Below are 18480 nucleotides of genomic sequence, written 5' to 3' on the forward strand. Positions count from 1 at the left end.
ATGCCCCTGTTTTCCTACAAGGCCGTCAGCCGTGACGGCGAAGCCATGGAAGGGGAGCGGGAGTCGGCCGACGAAGCGACGCTGGTGGCCGCACTGCAGGCCGAAGGCTTCATTCCGATACAGGTCAAGCTGGCCGGTGCGCGGTTGCTGCCCTGGGGCGGGCCGCGGGCATCGCGGCTCAAGCTTAGCCACAAGGAGATCATGCTTTTCACTCGGGAGCTGCTGACGCTGCTGCAGGCGGGATTGCCGCTGGACCGCGCCATGGCCGTGCTGCTGGACCTGACGGCGCATGAGCCAAAGCTGAACGCACTGCTCGACCGCGTGCTCAAGGCGGTCAAGGGAGGCACCCAGTTATCCGAAGCGCTTGATGCACAAGGCGGCGTCTTCTCCCGTTTCTACGTGAATCTGATTCGCGCCGGCGAGGCAGGCGGTGCACTGGAACAGGTTTTACAGCGCCTGACGGAGTATCTGGAGCGTTCCAAGGAACTGCGCGACACGGTGGTCACGGCGATGATTTATCCGGCAATTCTGCTGGTGATGGCCACGCTGTCCCTGATGGTGTTGTTGTTGTTCGTCGTGCCGCAGTTCATGGAATTATTCGAGAGTGCCGGCAAGGAGTTGCCGTTGCCGACGCAAATCGTCATCGCGGTGGCAGAAGGTTTGCAGAACTGGTGGTGGTTGATCCTGCTGGTCGTCGCCGGTATCGTGCTGATCCTGCGAAGCCAACTGGCAGACCCGCGTCATCGCCCGGCTTTGGACAGGCGCCTGCTGTGGGCCCCTTTGGTGGGTGAGCTGATCCGGAAACTCGAGACATCCAGTCTGAGCCGGACACTGGGTACCCTGCTGCAGAACGGTGTGCCATTGCTGACGGCCATGGCAATCGTCAAGGAAACACTCAACAATCGGGCCGCTGCCGAGCGGGTCGAGGCCGTCGTCGGTGTCATCAAACAGGGCGGCGGGCTTTCCGCGCCGATGGCCGAGGTCGGGTGGCTGCCGGACCTCGCAATCCAGATGATCAAGCTGGGTGAGGAGTCCGGCCACTTGCCGGAGATGCTCGAGCGGGTTGCCGATACCTATGACAAGGAGGTCAGAATCACCGTCCAGCGACTGCTGGCGCTGCTCGAGCCCATCCTGATCGTCGGTCTGGGTGTGGTCATTGCAGGCATCATTGCTTCCATCATGATGGCGATCCTCAGTGTCAACGACCTGGCCTTCTGACGGTCCATGGCGTTCGGTATCGGCTGGCTTCGCTTCCATTACATTTACATTCGAATAACTACGCAACGGGAAACACCATGCGCCAACGAAACATCCCGCATGTCCAACAGTCGGGCTTTACGCTGATCGAACTCCTGGTCGTGCTCGCCATCATCGGCCTGCTGGCCGGTTTGGTCGGGCCACAAGTCATGAAGCACCTCGGCGAATCGAAGACCAAGGCGGCCCGCCTGCAAATCGAAGAACTGTCCTCCGCGATCGACATGTACCGACTGGACGTGGGGCGATACCCCGGACCCGACGAAGGGCTGCAGGCGCTGATTGAGCAACCGGCCAGCGCCCGTGTGTGGAACGGACCGTATCTGCGGAAGAAGAAGGTGCCGCTCGATCCGTGGAACAATCCCTATCACTACGTCGCTCCGGGACAACACGGCAAGTTTGACCTGTTTTCGCTCGGGGCCGACAACGCGGAGGCCGGTGAGGGTGAGGATCAGGATATTCTCGGCTGGGAGTAAGCTCCTTGGCTTGTCGGCGGAACCTCGCCAGGGTGGCCGGGTTCACGCTTTTCGAGATGCTCCTGACACTGGCCTTGGCGGCCGGCCTGACATTGATCGCGATGCCGAATTTCGGGCCCGCGATCGATTCCGCGCGGCTCAAGTCGACCTCCCGGGATGTGGTGTCCGCGCTGCGACATGCCCGCAGTCTGGCGTTGCGGCAGCGTCGGGAAATCCGCTTCACGCTGGATATCCATCAACACATTTATACCCTTTCCGACAAGCCGAAGGTCTATCGATTGCCTGAAGGTATTGATCTGAAACTGTTCACCGCGGATTCGGAAGTGATCGATCAGGGCAGAGGTAGCGTCCTGTTCTTCCCGGACGGTTCGTCGACAGGGGGGCGCGTGACCCTGGTGGCGGGTCCGCGCAAGCGGTTGATCGACATCAATTGGTTGACCGGGTACGTCAGCCTCACCGAAGAGGACACAGGGTGATGCGCTGGGTTTCGCTCCGTTTTACCCATCCATGCTGGCGCGAAGCGCGTGCGTGAAGGGCTTTTCGCTCGCCGGCCTCCCCGGGGCGGTGGTCGCGGTGCGTGGACTGGTCGGGTTCCAGGCCGTCAAGCCGGCTTCTCGCTGCTGGAGACGCTGGTCGCCTTCTCGGTGCTCGCCATCTGTCTCGGTGTCGTGCTGCGCGTGTTTGGCGGGGGTGGTCGGGCGGCCGTTCTGACCGACGGGTACGCCAGGGCAACGACAATTGCGGAATCGTTTCTGGCGGCGTTGGGCACGGAAAAGGAATTGCGCCTGGGTCGGCAGGACGGCCTGCTGGCCGGCGGGTACCGCTGGACGGTTCAGGTAGCGCCGCTGCCGGTGGATACGGAGCAGATCAGCGCCATGAACTTTGCCTTCATGCCGTACTGGGTTGAGGTCACGGTGACTTGGGGTGAGGAGGATACTCGTTCGGTCAAGCTCAACACCGTGCGGCTCATGGCAAACGATACTTCGACGCCCGGCCAGGCTCCGCGTGGGCCAGGCCGCGCGGGCGGGCCCGGTGGTGGCGGAGGGCAAGGCGGGGCTGGTGGGCAAGGCGGGGACGCCGGGGGCGGTGGGCAAGGCGAGGAGGGAGCAGAATGAGGTCGAACGGCTTCACGCTCCTCGAAGTGCTGATTGCGACCACCTTATTGTCGATCATGATGGTGCTGCTGATGGGCAGTTTGCGACTCGGCGCCAGGAGTTGGGACCGGGGTGAGGAACAGATCGATCAAACCAGCCAGATGCTGGTCGTAAGCTCCTTTTTCCGTCGCCACCTGACGAATGCGATCCCGTGGCGGGTGATGGACCAGCAGCGGCCGGAGCCGATGTTCAGCGGCTCGCGGGATGCCATCGAGTACATAGGGCTGCTGCCCGCGCAGATCAAGACCGGTCTGTATCGGTTCCGGTTCTTCGTGGATCGGCGGCGTGACCGAACGGCACTCAAGCTGTCGGTCCGGTCCATCGACACCTCCGGCGAGGCCGAGCCGATCGACGATCTGGAGGTGCTGCGCGACGTCGAGGAGGTGCGTTTTGCGTTCCTGGCGCCGCGGGCGCCGGGGGAGCCTCCGGTCTGGATTGAGGAATGGACCGACGAGATGATGCCCACGGCGATCTCCATCCGCATTCGGGTGCGCGGCCAGGAAGCCTGGCCGGCGATTGTCGTTGCACCCCGAATCGAGCCGCTGGCGTGATGTCCCGCAGTCGCTTCCGACAGGGAGGCATTGCCATGATGATGGTCCTGTGGGTGCTTTCGGTGCTGACGATCATGGCGGGAGGCTTCGCCGTGTCGACGCGACGCGCTCTGGATCAGTCCCAGTCGGCGCTCGCGGCGTCGGAAGGGCAGGCGCTGGCTGATGGGGCCATCAACTACGCGATGTACATGCTGAGTCATCCTGATCCCAGACAGCGCTGGGAAGGCGACGGAAGACCCTATGCGGTGCGCTTTCCAACCGGTGAGGTGCGGGTGCGGGTCAACGACGAAACTGGCAGGCTGGACCTCAATGTCATACAGGAGGCGACTTTGCGGTCGTTTCTGACACGTGCGCTCCGTGACGTGGATCTGGCGACCCGACTGACGGATGCGATTCTGGACTGGCGTGATCAGGACGCAATCAAACGGCTGCACGGGGCCGAAATCGAGGATTATCGGGCCGCGGGGAAGAACCCGAGGCCGCAGAATCGACCCTTTGCCGCCCCTGAGGAACTGGCGGGAGTGTTGGGTATGACGCCAGCCATCGCGAAGCGGCTCGCGCCCTACTTTACGATCTGGTCGGGACAGGATGGTCTGAACCCCTACCGGGCGACGGAAGAGATGCTGCGTTTGGTGTTTGCGGACGACGAAAACCAGGTCGCGCAGTTGCTGCAACTGAGGAGTCTGCCACCGGGTGAGCAGCGCCCGCAGCTGAGCCTCACGCAGCCTCCGGACATTAAATTTACCCAGACTCAGGACGCGGCCTACCGCATCACTGCGGAAGTGATCAGCGCCGGTGAACAGACGGCAGCGGTCGAGGCTGTCATCCGGCGCGGCGGCAGCCGTGGGGGTGGTCCGTTTGCGTTCGCGGTTTGGCGTCCGATCATGGCCGCCAAGCTGCCTGACGAAGAGAACCTCGGGATGCGGCCCGAACGTCGGAGGTTGCCATGAGCGCCTGGCTGAAGCGGCCACAATCGACTGAACACCCGCATGTTCGAAGGTCGGCGGGTGATGTGCTACAGCGCCATTGCGGGCCCATCGAGAATGCGGGCTTGGCTTTTTATCTGGTGGTGAAGATTACATGAGCTTCCTGACCCAACCGATCAAACTGGATGTCGCCGGTTTCTTCCAGTGGTGGGGTGACGAATTGGCCGCCTTGATTCCGACATGGCTGAAGAAGCTGTTCGGAGGGTCGCGGCCTATTCTGATCCTCAAACGGGCGCCCGCAGGGGTGCATGCATCACTATGGACCGCCGGTCGGATCGAGGATTTGGGGTGTTTTCCGCTGACGGAAGAGGGCAATGCGCGTCGGCAGGAATTGATGCGTCAGCGGAGTGACGTGCAAAACGCCGCTGTCCTGTTGGACCTAACTCCCGCAGATTCTCTCGTCCGGCGCTTTCGGCTTCCGGCAGCGACAGCGGAAAACCTTTTCCAGGTTGCCGGTTTCGAACTGGATCGCTTGACGCCTTTTACTGCCGCCCAAGTGTATTATCATGTACGGGTGGTCGAGCGGTTGCCCGACAGCAAACAGATTCTCGTCGAGTTGGCGTTGACACCGCGTAACCGGCTGGATCCGCTGCTGGAGGAATTGAGCGCGAGCGGGTGGTTTCCGGATCGCGTCGAGATTGCTGCGGACCCAGCGCGGCGGGCCCATCAGCTCTTGCCGGAACGGTTTCAGAAGCCGCGTAAACGACTTCCCAAAATACTGAATTCCGGCCTCGCTGTGCTGGCCGCAAGCCTGGCCTTGCTCATTGGGATATTGCCCATCTGGCGGGATTACCAGCGTTCATCCGATCTGGAGCAGGAGGTTCGCAAAGTCAGCAAGGTCGCCAAAGAGGTGGAAACGCTGCGTCAGGATGCCGAGAAACTGTCGCGTGAGGCAAGTTTTCTCACGAAACGGAAGCGCTCCGAACCTGCGATGGTCGATGTCATAAACGAACTGAGCCGGGTCATTCCGAACAACACCTGGTTGTATGGCCTGCAGTATAAAGACCGGCGGTTGGTGATGCAGGGACAGTCGCCGTCGGCGTCGAGCCTGATCGCGGTGATGGAGGCTTCTCCTTACCTTCATAACACCAGCTTCGTTTCTCCCGTTACCAAAGACGTGTCCAGTGGCTTCGAACGGTTCCAAATTGCCAGTCAGGTTCTCAATGGCCGGTTTGCGGGTTCCAAACCTGCGGAATCGGGTGGTCGAACTCAAGAGCCTGAGTAGGGAGCGGTTGCTAGCGGTCGGTTTGCTGCTGTTCGCAATCGCGCTGATATACATGCTGGTATTTTCACCGCTGCTAACGCTCCGAAAGGAATATTCCGAGTCGGTCGACGAGCTGGAATTCCGCCTGGAGCGATATCGCAAGATCGCGGCCGAGCGACCGCTCTGGAGTCGGCGGGTAGAGGAAATCAAGCAACATGGGCGTGTTTCCGAACAATACATTGCGAAGGAAACTCCGGCACTTGCATCGGCTGATTTGCAGACCTTGATCAAGGAAATCGTGACGACGTCCGGCGGTGAACTGATCAGTACCCAGGTCGTGCCGGAACAGCAGGAGGAGCAGTTGACGCGCATCGCGGTGCGAATTCGCATGAATGGCAGCACGAGGGTATTGCGGGACGTGTTGCATGCCGTCGAGACCTCGCAACCCATTCTGTGGGTGGATAACCTGAATCTCCGGCCCATCCGGATGCCGATGCGTCCCGGGTCCAAGGCTGCGCCGGATCGCCTTAGCATCGACTTCGAGGTCGTCGGCTATATGCGTGCGGGCTGACCCTGTCTATGAAGTGGCTTGCGAAATATCCCGACTACGCACTGACGTTCCCGCTTGCAATCCTTTGTCTGGCGCTCGGTGTCGGACTCGCGGCGGAGTTGTTGCTGCTGCAGCGGCCGGACCGGGGCCAACCGGCCCCGGCGGTCGGTTCTTCGATTTCGGAGCCGGATCCTGCAGCCGACAGCGAGGAGGCGTTCGAACTTCCGTCCGTCGAGGAATTCAGTGATTTTGTCGAGAAACCGCTGTTCGTCGAGGGGCGCAAGCCCCCCCCCGAAGACGAGCAAAAGCAGGCGGCGCAGGCGCAGGATACAACGCCGCTCAATCTGAAGCTGATGGGTGTCATGTTCAGTCCGAGCGGCGAGATGGCCATTCTCGCGGAGGCGTCGGGCAAGAATCGCCGGATCAGAAAGGGGGGTTCCATCAGCGGCTGGCGCCTCGTGGACCTCAAGACGGATCGCGTGACGTTACAGCGGGGTGATGAGCGCCAGGACCTTCCGCTCTTGAAGCCAAAACCCAAGACGGCAACCGCAGCTCCGCCTCCCGGACGCCCGCGTGGCCCCGTTCCCGGAGGGCCGCTGGGACGAGGGGCGCAGCCGCCGCCGGACGTCCCCGAGCCGGACCCGGACGACCTCGATGCGTCCGGAGAAGGCGGGGATCCCGCGGCCGAGGAAGATATGAATGAGGCCGGGGACGAAATGCCCGAGGGCGAAGAATAGGCCGAAACACGAACATGTTGTCGAAACACACACGAAAGACTGCTGTTGCAACGCTGGCGCTGTTGTTGGAGAGCGCGGGCTGCAAGTACCTGGGGCCCGGCATGACCGAGCATCTGGATCTCCCCAAGAATCTGGAAGTGGAGCAGGTGAAGGGACCCGAGATCAGGCCCCTGCAGGAGACGATTGCGGGCACGGATACCCTCAAGCGTCCCGAATACTTTCCCGCGACGGGGCCGGCCGTCGGTCGGCCCGAGGAGCGCGTGCGACGCACGGCCAAGGAGGGTCGTTTCACGTTGAATTTCGACGACGCCGACGTCAGTGAGGTGGCCAAGGCGGTGCTCGGAGACATTCTCAAGGTCAACTACGTGATTAGCCCGAAGGTGACCGGCAAGGTCAGCCTGCAGACCGCCCACCCGCTAGCCGAGGATGAATTGATCCCGACTCTGGAGATGGTGCTGCGGACCAATGGTGCTGTGCTGATCGGTAGTCGGGGCTTTTACCGTATCGAGCCGGATGCGAGTGCGATCATCGATGCGCCCGGTGCCGGCGTGGGAACGCATGGGGGCATGGTGCCGGCGGGGTTCCAACTGCAGATCGTGCCGCTGCGGTACGTAAGCGCGCTGGACATGCAGAAGGTGCTGGAGCCGCTGATGCCGCCCAAGGCGATCATCCGCGTGGACAATCTTCGCAATCTGCTGCTGTTGGCGGGAACATCCGATGAAATCGAATCGGTCATGGATACGGTCCGGCTGTTCGACGTCGACGTAATGCGAGGCATGACGGTCGGCTTGTACCCGCTGAAGAATGTCGAGGCGGACATCGTCGCCGAGGAACTCAGCAAACTTTTCGGCGATGAGGGCAAAGGCGCGGTCGGGGGCATGTTGCGCATGCTGCCGATACAGCGCCTCAATGCCATCCTCGCGGTGTCGCCGCAACCCCAGTATCTGCGCGAAGTCGAAAGCTGGGTGGAGCGTCTCGATCGCTACAACACAAACAAGGCCGGCGGCGTGCACGTCTATCGCGTGGAAAACGTGGATGCCGTCCAGTTGGCCGAAACGCTGAGCAACATTTTCGGACAGGCTGGCGGCGCGGGCTCTCGAGGGTCGGTGGCGCCCGGCTTTTCCGGTTCCGAGATCGGTGGCGGACGCTCCAGTGGTCTGTTCGGCGGGCGTTCTGGCAGCAGCGGCTTCGGCAGCAGTTCCGGCAGCAGTGGGTTTGGCGGCAGTTCCGGCAGCAGCGGCTTCGGGTCCTCGTCCATGTCGGGCAGCGGATCAAGCGGTTTCGGCAGCAGCAGTTCGACCGGAGGCTCGAGCGGCTTCGGCTCGTCTTCAGGCTCCAGTGGTTTTGGTAGCTCCACCGGCACATCGAGCGGACTCGGCGGTTCTGGCGGGACCGGTAGCGGTGGTTTTGGCAGCGGCGGTTTCGGAAGTGGTAGCGCAAGCGGCGGCTTCGGCTCGGGATCGGGTGGTGCCGCCGGCGCATCGGGGCGTCGCACCGGGCAGGGGGGGTCTCAGGCAGCCGATCTCGGCACGATGCGTATTGTTGCGGATTCCTCCAACAATTCGCTGATCATCGTTGCCAAAGCCCAGGAATACCGGCAGATCATGGAGGTCATCAAGGAATTGGACCGCATGCCGCGGCAGGTACTGATCGACGCGACCATTGCAGAAGTCGCCCTGACCGGCCAACTGGAATATGGGTTGCAGTGGTTGGTCAATGCCGGTTCGCAGAAGGCGTCTCTGATCGAAGGCGGGGGTGGATTACAGCCACTGTTGTCGGCGATGTCCGCAGCGGGTCCTGGGTTGACGTATTACTCGGTCGTCAATAATTCGCAGAATATACGGGTCCTCCTCAGGGCGTTGGCTGCGCAGGGTCGGGTCAACGTGCTGTCAACGCCGTCGCTGATGGTGCTGAACAATCAGGAGGCACAGATCAAGGTCGGTGACCAGGTGCCGATCCAGACGTCGGCCACCACCAACACCAGCGGTGGTTCGAGCCCTTTGATCACCAACAACATCCAGTACCGTGATACGGGCGTCATTCTGAGTGTCCGGCCGCGCGTCAATTCGGGCGGGCTCGTTGTGCTCGACGTTCAGCAGAGCGTTTCTCAGCCTTCCAAGAACGACGTGTCGCAAATCGACTCCCCAACGATTTCGCAGCGCGAGATCAAGAGCAGCGTCGCAGTCAAGGATCGAGAGACGCTGGCATTGGGCGGCCTGATACAGGATCGGCGCAGTCAGACCACGAACGGCATTCCCTGGTTGTATGACCTGCCGATCATTGGTGCCTTGTTTAGTACCACGGCGCGCGACATCTCGCGAACCGAACTCGTCGTACTGTTGACTCCCCATGTAGTCGGAGACGAGGCTGATTCCCGGAAGATCACGAACGAGTTCCGGCGGTCGCTGAAGGGTTTGTATCGACCGCCCGGCGAATCGTACGGCGGTAGCGCCTCCGACAAGTCGATCCCGCTCGAGAACTGACACGATGTACGGGAATCGATGCCGTGCTACCCGGGGTCGGGCGGCGCGAGGGTAGCACGGGCGCAAACCCACACTTCAATGCGTTCCGCGCCCGCCGCGCGGAGCGCTTTTGCCAACTCTCCGACGGTCGAGCCAGTCGTCATCACATCGTCGATGAGGGCCACGTGCCGGGCATGGAATGACGGCTTAACCGCAAATGCCCGCCGCACGTTCCGGACGCGGTCGACGGCCGAGAGCCCAACCTGCGATGCCGTGGCCCGTGTCCGCATTGCGCTGCGTGTCTCCAGCGGCAGTTGCAGTCGCCGACCCACCTCACGCGCGATTTCGGCGCTGGGGTTGAATCCTCGCGCTCGGAAACGGTCGGGGTGCAATGGCACCGGGATCAGCCAATCGGGAAGATCTGAGCGCTCGGAGAGCGATTCCGCCAGCAAACCCCCAAGCAAACGTGCGTGCGGGTACCGTCGGTGGAACTTCAACGCCTGGATCATGTGGCGAACGGGCTCTCGGTAGCGCAGCGGCGCAGTGGCGCTGTCGAATGCGGGAGGATGACCGAGGCACTCGCCGCAGACCCCATGCCCGGAGATTGCCAGGGGCAAAGCACAGCACACGCAACTCGAGCGGATGAACGGCAGCGTCCGTTCGCAGCCGGCGCACAGATCCTTCCCGGTGGTCGCGTGTGCCCCACACAGCAGACAGGTGGGCGGGAACAGCCACTGCTGTATAATCCCTGACCAGTTGTAAACCAAAAGATGCTCGCTGGGTTGACGAAGGTTCGCCCCGGCGCGGCGTCCCTGCACCGAAGAGAGAGAAGTATGCGCCCAGAATCAAACGCCGTGGGGGCCGCCGAGCGGGCCCCAGACCAACTTCGTCATGACTGGTGCATCGACGAGGTCGAACGGCTTCTGGAGCAACCGTTCAGCGATTTGCTCTACCGCGCGCAGCAAACGCACCGCGCCTACTTCGATCCGAACGAAGTGCAGATCAGTAGTCTGCTAAGCATCAAGACGGGGGCTTGCTCCGAAGACTGCGCCTATTGCCCGCAAAGCGTTCATCACGACACCGGGCTGGAGCGCGAGGCCCTGATGCCGTTGCAGGAGGTGCTGAAGGCCGCAGACGAAGCCCGTCGCCAGGGGGCCACGCGCTTTTGTATGGGCGCGGCCTGGCGCGGCCCGAAAGATAGGGATGTCGAGCGTGTCGCGGCGATGATCGAGGGTGTCAAGGCGCTTGGCATGGAAACCTGCGTGACCTTGGGTATGCTGACCGACGGCCAGACGGCTCGCCTGAAAGAGGCTGGCCTCGACTACTACAACCACAATCTGGATACCTCGGAAGCGTACTATTCGCAGATCATCACGACGCGGACCTATCAGGACCGGCTCGAGACCTTGCGCCGCGTTCGCGAGGCCGGCATCAACGTCTGTTGTGGCGGCATACTCGGCATGGGCGAAAGTGCGCGGGACCGGGCCGGGTTGCTGGTGGAGCTGGCCAATTTGCCCCAACACCCCGAGAGTGTACCGATTAATCTTCTGGTTCAAGTCGAGGGCACTCCGCTGGCGGGTACCGAAACGCTGGATCCGTTCATCTTCGTACGCACCATCGCCGCCGCTAGAGTTCTGATGCCGGCGTCACGGGTACGCCTGTCCGCGGGGCGCACCGAGATGAGTGACGAATTGCAGGCTTTGTGTTTTCTTGCCGGTGCCAACTCGATCTTCTACGGGGAGCGGCTGCTGACGACGGATAACCCGCAAGTCGGACGTGATCGCGCGCTGTTTGCCCGGCTTGGGCTGCGCATGTCCGGCGTGGGGGCTTGACGTCGCTGCATCCTGAGTGGGCCCGAGCGCTGGAGCGGCAGCGCTCGGCGCATCTGTGCCGCGAGCGTTACGCGGTGGAGGGTTCGCAGGGCGCGGTGGTCCGCTGCGACGGCCAGCGATTGATCAACTTCAGTTCGAACGATTATCTGGCCCTGGCGAGCCATCCGGAGGTCGTGGGCGCCTTGATCCGGGGTGTCGAGCGGTACGGTGTCGGCGCTGGAGCCTCACACCTGATCTGCGGTCACGCTGAGGCGCATGAGCTTCTCGAACAGGAACTCGCCGCGTTCGTCGGTCGTGAGCGCGCCCTTTTGTTTTCCACCGGCTACATGGCCAATCTCGGTGTGATCGCGGCGCTGGCCGGCCGCAGCGCGGACGTGTTCGAGGATCGCGAAAACCACGCGTCGCTGCTCGACGGCGGCCTGTTGTCGCAGGGGCGGCTGCGCCGCTATCCGCACGCGAATATCGGGGTCCTCTCGCAGTTGCTGGCACAGAGCCGGGCCGCCGTGAAACTGGTCGTCAGCGATGGTGTCTTCAGCATGGGTGGGGACATTGCGCCACTGTCGGAGTTGGTCGATGCGTGTACGCCAGCCGGCGCCTTCCTGATGATCGATGATGCGCATGGTCTGGGGGTGCTTGGACCGCAGGGCGCCGGCACGCCAGCGCACTGTGGCGCGCCGGTGGACGCCGTGCCGGTGTTGGTCGGAACCCTGGGCAAGGCGCTCGGTACCTTCGGCGCGTTCGTGGCCGGCGGCGAGGAACTGATTGAATACTTACTGCAGACTGCACGCACCTATCGGTACACGACTGCGTTGCCTCCTGCTCTGGCCGAAGCCACGCGCGCGGCCTTGCGTTTGGCGCGTTCGGAACAGTGGCGCCGCGATCGCCTGGCCGCCTTGATCGCACAGTTCCGTGCCGGTGCCACTGCGCTGGGGTTACGGGTCGTGGCGTCAACCACGCCGATCCAGGCGGTCCTGATCGGCGGCAACAGTCAGACGATGGTGGCCGGAGAGTTCCTGCGACGGGAAGGCTTCTGGGTTGGTTCCATACGCCCGCCCACCGTGCCGGTCGGCTCCGCCCGGTTGCGCATCACCTTGTCTGCCGGACATGATGAACAGCAGGTTCACGACCTGCTCGGTGCCCTGGCCCGCCTGCCAGCGGAGTGTCGAGCGTGGTGACCCGTGAGCCCCTGTTTCGCGAAATTCTGGGGTGCGGCGAAGACCTCGTCCTGTTGCACGGATGGGGCATGAGCAGCCGCTTCATGCGGCCCTTCGCGGAGCGCCTGTCGGAGCGCTTTCGGGTCACCCTGATCGATCTCCCGGGCCATGGTCGAAGCGGCCTGCTCGCGGACGGCGGCATCGCCTCCGTTGCCATGGCCGTGCTTGCGCGGGCACCGGCGAGGGCGCACTGGGTGGGCTGGTCGCTGGGAGGCCTCATTGCCCTGCAGGCCGCTGTCCTCGCGCCTACGGCTGTGCGCTCGCTGTGCTTCCTGGCCGGTTCGCCGCGTTTCGTGGCGGCGACGGATTGGCCCGGCGTGGAGGAAGCGGTATTGAACCGCTTTGCGAGCGATCTGCACCGCGATTACGGCCGCACCATCGAGCGCTTTCTCGCGCTCCAGTTGCATGGAATGAAGGATGAACGGCCACTACTCAAAGCGCTGCGGGAGACCCTCGCAGGCCAGGCGAAGCCGACCGAGGCGGGACTGGCCGCGGGCCTTGCCATGTTGCGCGGGACTGATCTGCGCAGGGCAGTGAGCGCGTTGCACTGCCCTTTGCTGATGCTGTTGGGACGCCGGGATCGTCTGATTCCCGCTGCCGTCGGTCCGGCCGTTCTGGCACTCAATCGCGGCGCTGCGGTTGCCACCCTGGAGGACGCGGCGCACATTCCATTCTGGACCCATCCCGATGCCACGCTATCGGCCGTGGCAGCGTTTCTCGAGCGCGGGGTCATGGTAGGCGGATGAACGACTTGCTCTGCGGGAGCGACCCCGAGAAGCACCAGGTGCGTCGTGCGTTCAGCCGCGCCGCGGCCCGTTACGATGGTCTGGCCAGCTTGCAGCGGCGAATAGCGGAACGCTTACTGAGCCATCTCGGAGACCCGGCTCTGCAACCCTCGAGGGTGCTGGACCTCGGGACGGGAACCGGATACTGCTTGCCGCGGCTCGGGCTGCGCTTCCCGCAAGCCCAGCTCATTGCGGTCGACCTTGCCGAGGGCATGCTTCACCAACTGAGGAAGTCGCGGGTGGTTGGGCGAGACCCCTGGCTGGTGAACGGCGATGCGGAACGCCTGCCTCTGGCCGGTGACTCGGTCGATCTGTTACTGTCGAATCTGGCCTTGCAGTGGTGTCCGAATCTACCCCAGGCGCTCGGCGAATGCGCTCGAGTCCTCGTTCCGGGAGGCTTGATGGTTTTCTCGACCTTCTGCACCGGCACACTGTGCGAACTGCGGCGAGCCTGGGCCGCAGTCGATGGCTATAGCCATGTAAACCGCTTTCGGAGTGCCGCCGAGGTGCGCGCTGCACTGGCCGAGGCGGGTCTATTGGCGGTTCGGGTCGAGCAGGACTCGAATGTCATTACTTATCCGGACGTCTTCGCGCTGATGCAGGAACTCCGGGGGCTCGGCGCCAGCAACAGGACCGCGAATCGGTGCCGAACCCTGACGGGCAAGCAACGTTTGTTGGGGATGGCCCGTCGCTATCAGGCCCAGTACCCCGGGGCCGAGGGAGGTATTCAGGCAAGTTTCGAGATCCTGGCCGTCGCGGCGACCCGCCCGTGAAAATGGAAAGCACACGCTGCGGCAGTGTCGGCGGTTGCCCTTCGGGAATTCCTCCCTCGCAGTGCACCATCCTGGGAAATGGGCTCTTTTCGATCCGCATCCCAATCCCTTGCCAGCAGTTGACTTCTGCCGGCTGGCGCGGGCCGCGAGTCACTCATCGGGGTCGCCGATGGCCACTGGCTGTGGTGTGATCCAGAGGGCAATGGTCTTGCGCAGGCATCGGCGTTACGGTATTTTCACTCGGTTTTTGCTCGTGCGGTGCGAACGTTCGGCGGTGAATTCACTTACTGTTTGGGGGTCTTTCAGGAAGTCCACCGGGTTTACCCTCCGCGTCGCATGATTGCGCGTGAACTCGACCCTGCGACGGGTGCCATCCGGCTGGTTCTGACGCCGAATTCATCGCTCACACAGGCTCAAGCCCGTTTGTTGCTGGCGGCGATGGCCGTCGCCATGGGCACGATCGCACTGTTCTTCACGGCCCTGGGGGCCTGGATGGTGCTGCCATTCTCGGGAGGCGAGTGGTTGATGCTGGCTTTGGCGCTGTGGTGGGTTCAGCGGAAACTTTCGGTCATCGAGATCATCACGATTCACAACAGCACGGTGAGCGTGGACGTTAAGCGACTGGCGTCGGAGCAGTCCCACTGTTTTGAGAAGACCTGGCTTCGGGTGGAGCGGGTGGCTCCTGTACGCGGCGGGTATCCAAGCCGGCTGTATCTGCGCCGCCAACGCACCTCGCTCGAAATCGGCAGCTTTCTGATCGAGTCCGAGCGTGACATGCTTGCTCAGGAACTACGACAGTTCCTGTGATCGAAGAATAATTAAGAATTCGTTTTTGTCTTACGCATTGAGTCCCTAAAGCATTGAAGAGAGAGGCATCTGTGGAGAGAACAAAGCTATTGCTGGGCGCGGCTGCGCTCGGACTGGTTGGCAACGCGCATGCCGAATATGCGTTGAACCTAACGCGCGGAGTCACGCAACTTAGCCGCGATATCTACGATCTTCACATGTACATCCTGTGGGTCTGCGTGGCGATCGGGGTGATCGTCTATGGCTTGCTCACTTACTCGGTCTTGCATCATCGGAAGTCCAAGGGCGTCGTTCCGGCAACCTTCCATGAAAACACGAAACTGGAAGTGGTCTGGACCGTCATTCCGTTCCTGATTCTGTTGGCCATGGCCGTGCCGGCTACCAAGGTGATGATCGAGGCCTACGACACCAGCGCGTCCGACATGACCGTCAAGGTCACCGGCTATCAGTGGAAGTGGCGCTATACCTATCTCGACGACGGGATCGACTTTTTCAGCACCCTTGATGCGAAGAGCAACGAAGCTCGGCAATTGGGATCGAAGATTAACCCGGAGACGGTAGAGCATTATTTGCTCAACGTGGATCACCCGCTCGTCGTGCCCGTCAATAAGAAGATCCGGTTCGTGTTTACAGCGGCCGACGTCATTCACTCCTGGTGGGTGCCGGCTCTGGGCTGGAAGAAGGACACGATACCGGGTTTCGTAACGGAGGCGTGGGCGCGCATCGATGAGCCCGGTGTTTACCGCGGTCAGTGCGCTGAACTGTGTGGTCGCGACCATGGGTTCATGCCCATCGTCGTGGAAGCCAAGAGCGAAGCCGACTACCAGGCTTGGCTGGCGACGCAAAAAGCACAAACCACCGCCAAGGCCGATGAGGCCGTTACTGCGGCGTCGAAAAGCTTCACCCTCCCTGAGCTCATGGCGAAGGGGGAGGCCGTGTACAATGCCAACTGCGCTGCGTGCCATCAGGCCAACGGAGAGGGTATTCCCGGGAACTTCCCGGCCATCAAGGGCAGCCCCGTTGCCCTGGGGCCGATCGACGAGCACCTCTCAATCGTCGCGAAAGGCAAGGGAGCGATGATGCCGGGTTTCAGCAAGACTCTGGACAAAGTCGACATCGCTGCTGTCGTGACGTATCAGCGGAACGGTTTTGGCAACGACAAGGGTGACCTGCTGCAGCCGTCGCAAGTCCCATCTGAAAATTAACAGTTATTCAGCTTCCTAAAGAGGTGAAACGGGTATGTCAGCGGTAACTCATGAGGACCTGCACGACCACCACGACCATGGGCCAGCCAAGGGCTTTTTGCGTTGGGTGTTCACGACCAATCACAAGGACATCGGAACCTTGTATCTGACCACGGCGCTGATCATGTTCTTCGTCGGTGGCGCCATGTCATTGGTCATCCGCGCCGAATTGTTTCAGCCGGGTCTGCAATTCGTCGACCCGGGATTCTTCAACCAGATGACGACGCTGCATGCCCTGATCATGGTGTTCGGGGCGGTCATGCCCGCATTCGCTGGTTTGGCGAACTGGATGATTCCCATCATGATCGGCGCGCCCGACATGGCGCTGCCGCGGCTGAACAACTGGAGTTTCTGGTTGCTTCCGTTCGCCTTCGCACTGCTCGCGAGCACGCTTTTCATGGACGGCGGCGCGCCGGCTGCCGGCTGGACGCTTTACCCCCCGCTGGTACTGCAGGGCGGCAATAACCTGCCGTTCGCGATCTTCTCGATCCATTTGCTCGGCATTTCGTCGATCATGGCCGCCATCAACATCATCGTGACCATCTTCAACATGCGCGCCCCCGGCATGACGATGATGAAACTGCCGATGTTCGTCTGGACCTGGCTGATCACCGCATTCCTGCTGATTCTCGTGATGCCGGTGTTTGCCGGTGCGGTCACGATGTTGCTGACCGACAAGTTTTTCGGTACCAGTTTCTTCAATGCGGCGGGTGGCGGTGACCCGGTGCTCTACCAGCACTTGTTCTGGTTCTTCGGGCATCCGGAGGTCTACATTCTGATCCTGCCATCCTTCGGTGTGGTCTCGCAGATCATTCCGACCTTCGCGCGCAAGCCGCTTTTCGGTTACAGCTCCATGGTCTATGCCACCGCGTCGATCGGTTTGCTGTCGTTCGTGGTCTGGGCTCACCATCAGTACACCGTCGGCATGCCGCTGGCCGGCGAACTCTATTTCACCTATGCGACCATGTTGATCGCCGTGCCCACGGGTGTGAAGGTGTTCAACTGGGTGGCCACAATGTGGAAGGGGGCGATGACCTTCGAAACGCCCATGTTGTTCGCGATCGCTTTCGTCGTGCTGTTCACTTTCGGCGGTTTCACCGGCTTGATGATGTCCATCTCGCCGGCTGACCTCCAGTACCACGATACCTACTTCATCGTCGCGCACTTCCACTATGTGCTCGTACCAGGAGCGGTTTTCGCGCTGATCGCGGCGACTTATTTCTGGTTGCCCAAGTGGACCGGCCACATGTACGACGAGAGGCTGGGAAAACTGCACTTCTGGTTGACGGCGATCTCGGTCAACGTGTTGTTCTTCCCTCAGCATTTCTCCGGTCTCGCCGGCATGCCGCGGCGAATTCCGGACTATGCCGTGCAATTCGCCGAGTTCAACGCCATGTCCAGCATCGGCGCGTTCATCTTCGGATTCTCGCAGCTGATCTTCGTCTACGTGATCATCAAGGCCATTCGCGGCGGCCAACCGGCTACCGATGAGGTGTGGGAAGGTGCCGCGGAACATGGTCTGGAGTGGCAGTTGCCGTCTCCGCCCCCTTACCACTCGTGGGAAGTCGCGCCGCTGGTCAAGTAACGCGACTCGTCGAGGCTGGTCGCCTGCCGGAAATGGGCGACCTCGTTTGGATGATGATCGGAACACTCGGTTCCGATCGCACTTCCTGCATTCGCTGGGGACGGTGCGGCGCCTCGCCCCCAGCGGTACTGAACGAGGCGTGAAGGCCCTTCGTTCAGAGTATCCCTTGTAGGACCTTAGTGAACCATGGATCAACGCAAAAAGAATCTGCTGTTAGCGGGTGCCTTGGCGCTGTTCGCTCTGGCGCTGTTCGGCTACTCGATTGTCAGCATCATTAACCGGGCCTCGCACTCGTGACTCCTGCGAATAGAAGCCGGGATAACATGCGTCTGGTCAGGCGCATAGCCTTCGTCGCGGTTGCGATGTTTGGGTTTGGATTCGCCATGGTTCCGTTTTACAACGTGTTCTGCGAATGGACCGGGCTGAACGGTAAAGTGAAGGGGGAAGCGACCGCGACAGGCGAATACCGCGTCGACGCGAGTCGTGAGATTACGCTTGAGTTCATAACTTCGCTGAATGAGGGCATGCCCCTCGCATTCCGCGCCGAGAAGAGCAAGCTAAAGGTTCACCCCGGACAGTACTATACCGTGAATTTCTACGCCGAAAACCTGACTGATCGTCAGTTGACGGGACAAGCGATCCCAAGTATCGCGCCGGGCTTATTCGCAGAGTATTTGAAGAAAGCGGAGTGTTTCTGTTTCTCGGAGCAGAAGTTCGAGCCGCATAGGGAGCGCACCATGCCGGTTCGTTTCGTGGTTGATCCGAAGATTCCCGAGGAAGTCAGGGATATGACGCTTTCCTATACATTTTTTGACATTACAGACCGAAAGCCGAATTAGCGACACCGTTCGCAGCAGTACTCAGAA

Annotated in this window: 19 protein-coding genes; 18 read left to right on the forward strand and 1 reads right to left on the reverse strand. The window is 61.7% G+C overall.

The window, feature by feature from the left end; translation table 11 throughout:
- From BWR02_RS03785 to gspD, 10 genes are all read left to right on the forward strand, one after another.
- The gene (locus BWR02_RS03785) at nt 1–1218 is read left to right on the forward strand and encodes a type II secretion system F family protein (RefSeq protein WP_139556414.1); all 1218 of its coding nucleotides are present in this window, start codon (nt 1–3) and stop codon (nt 1216–1218) included.
- Nucleotides 1219–1295: 77 nt separating this feature from the next.
- On the forward strand, nt 1296–1730 hold the full coding sequence (gene gspG / locus BWR02_RS03790; protein WP_139556415.1) for a type II secretion system major pseudopilin GspG: 435 nt from the start codon (nt 1296–1298) through the stop codon (nt 1728–1730).
- A gap of 5 nt (nt 1731–1735) precedes the next feature.
- On the forward strand, nt 1736–2206 hold the full coding sequence (locus BWR02_RS03795; protein ID WP_236101878.1) for a GspH/FimT family pseudopilin: 471 nt from the start codon (nt 1736–1738) through the stop codon (nt 2204–2206).
- Nucleotides 2207–2254: 48 nt separating this feature from the next.
- Nucleotides 2255–2845, forward strand: coding sequence for a type IV pilus modification PilV family protein (locus tag BWR02_RS03800; protein ID WP_139556416.1), 591 nt, complete (start codon nt 2255–2257; stop codon nt 2843–2845).
- On the forward strand, nt 2842–3435 hold the full coding sequence (locus tag BWR02_RS03805; protein ID WP_139556417.1) for a prepilin-type N-terminal cleavage/methylation domain-containing protein: 594 nt from the start codon (nt 2842–2844) through the stop codon (nt 3433–3435). The genes BWR02_RS03800 and BWR02_RS03805 overlap by 4 nt, the downstream gene beginning before the upstream one ends.
- A gap of 35 nt (nt 3436–3470) precedes the next feature.
- Nucleotides 3471–4385 carry a type II secretion system minor pseudopilin gene (locus tag BWR02_RS03810; RefSeq protein WP_162559999.1) on the forward strand — a complete coding sequence of 305 codons (915 nt, stop codon included), beginning with the start codon at nt 3471–3473 and terminating at the stop codon, nt 4383–4385.
- 76 nt (nt 4386–4461) lie between these two features.
- A complete protein-coding gene (locus tag BWR02_RS03815) occupies nt 4462–5646 on the forward strand; it encodes a PilN domain-containing protein (RefSeq protein WP_139556419.1) in 1185 nt (394 codons plus the stop codon).
- Nucleotides 5621–6196, forward strand: coding sequence for a type II secretion system protein GspM (gene gspM / locus BWR02_RS03820; protein ID WP_236101881.1), 576 nt, complete (start codon nt 5621–5623; stop codon nt 6194–6196). The genes BWR02_RS03815 and gspM overlap by 26 nt, the downstream gene beginning before the upstream one ends.
- Nucleotides 6197–6204: 8 nt before the next feature.
- Nucleotides 6205–6912, forward strand: a complete 708-nt coding sequence (locus BWR02_RS03825; protein WP_139556421.1) for a type II secretion system protein N — start codon at nt 6205–6207, stop codon at nt 6910–6912.
- A gap of 14 nt (nt 6913–6926) precedes the next feature.
- Nucleotides 6927–9395 (forward strand): type II secretion system secretin GspD, encoded by a 2469-nt coding sequence (gene gspD, locus BWR02_RS03830; RefSeq protein WP_236101883.1) that lies wholly within the window; start codon nt 6927–6929, stop codon nt 9393–9395.
- A gap of 26 nt (nt 9396–9421) precedes the next feature.
- Here the strand turns inward: gspD and BWR02_RS03835 are convergent, their stop codons facing one another.
- Nucleotides 9422–10141 (reverse strand): ComF family protein, encoded by a 720-nt coding sequence (locus tag BWR02_RS03835; protein WP_139556422.1) that lies wholly within the window; start codon nt 10139–10141, stop codon nt 9422–9424.
- Between the two features lie 66 nt (nt 10142–10207).
- Between BWR02_RS03835 and bioB the strand changes: the two genes are divergently transcribed.
- The 8 genes from bioB to BWR02_RS03875 all read left to right on the forward strand — a co-directional run bounded on the left by bioB (nt 10208) and on the right by BWR02_RS03875 (nt 18453).
- Nucleotides 10208–11206: a biotin synthase BioB gene (gene bioB / locus BWR02_RS03840; protein WP_139556423.1), complete on the forward strand. Its 999-nt coding sequence runs from the start codon at nt 10208–10210 to the stop codon at nt 11204–11206.
- The gene (gene bioF / locus BWR02_RS03845; RefSeq protein ID WP_236101885.1) at nt 11203–12381 is read left to right on the forward strand and encodes an 8-amino-7-oxononanoate synthase; all 1179 of its coding nucleotides are present in this window, start codon (nt 11203–11205) and stop codon (nt 12379–12381) included. The genes bioB and bioF overlap by 4 nt, the downstream gene beginning before the upstream one ends.
- Nucleotides 12378–13166, forward strand: coding sequence for a pimeloyl-ACP methyl ester esterase BioH (gene bioH / locus BWR02_RS03850; protein ID WP_139556424.1), 789 nt, complete (start codon nt 12378–12380; stop codon nt 13164–13166). The genes bioF and bioH overlap by 4 nt, the downstream gene beginning before the upstream one ends.
- Complete coding sequence (gene bioC, locus BWR02_RS03855) at nt 13163–13978, forward strand: malonyl-ACP O-methyltransferase BioC (protein ID WP_139556425.1); 816 nt, start codon at nt 13163–13165, stop codon at nt 13976–13978. The genes bioH and bioC overlap by 4 nt, the downstream gene beginning before the upstream one ends.
- 336 nt (nt 13979–14314) lie before the next feature.
- Nucleotides 14315–14785: a DUF2244 domain-containing protein gene (locus tag BWR02_RS03860; RefSeq protein WP_139556426.1), complete on the forward strand. Its 471-nt coding sequence runs from the start codon at nt 14315–14317 to the stop codon at nt 14783–14785.
- 71 nt (nt 14786–14856) lie between these two features.
- Entirely contained in the window at nt 14857–15990 is a 1134-nt protein-coding gene (gene coxB, locus BWR02_RS03865) for a cytochrome c oxidase subunit II (RefSeq protein WP_139556427.1), read from the forward strand.
- Between the two features lie 34 nt (nt 15991–16024).
- The gene (ctaD, locus tag BWR02_RS03870) at nt 16025–17614 is read left to right on the forward strand and encodes a cytochrome c oxidase subunit I (protein WP_139556428.1); all 1590 of its coding nucleotides are present in this window, start codon (nt 16025–16027) and stop codon (nt 17612–17614) included.
- 293 nt (nt 17615–17907) lie between these two features.
- Entirely contained in the window at nt 17908–18453 is a 546-nt protein-coding gene (locus BWR02_RS03875) for a cytochrome c oxidase assembly protein (RefSeq protein WP_139556429.1), read from the forward strand.
- Nucleotides 18454–18480: the final 27 nt, after the last annotated feature.

The sequence above is a fragment of the Methylotetracoccus oryzae genome (genome assembly GCF_006175985.1).
GTDB classification, from domain to species: Bacteria; Pseudomonadota; Gammaproteobacteria; order Methylococcales; family Methylococcaceae; genus Methylotetracoccus; species Methylotetracoccus oryzae.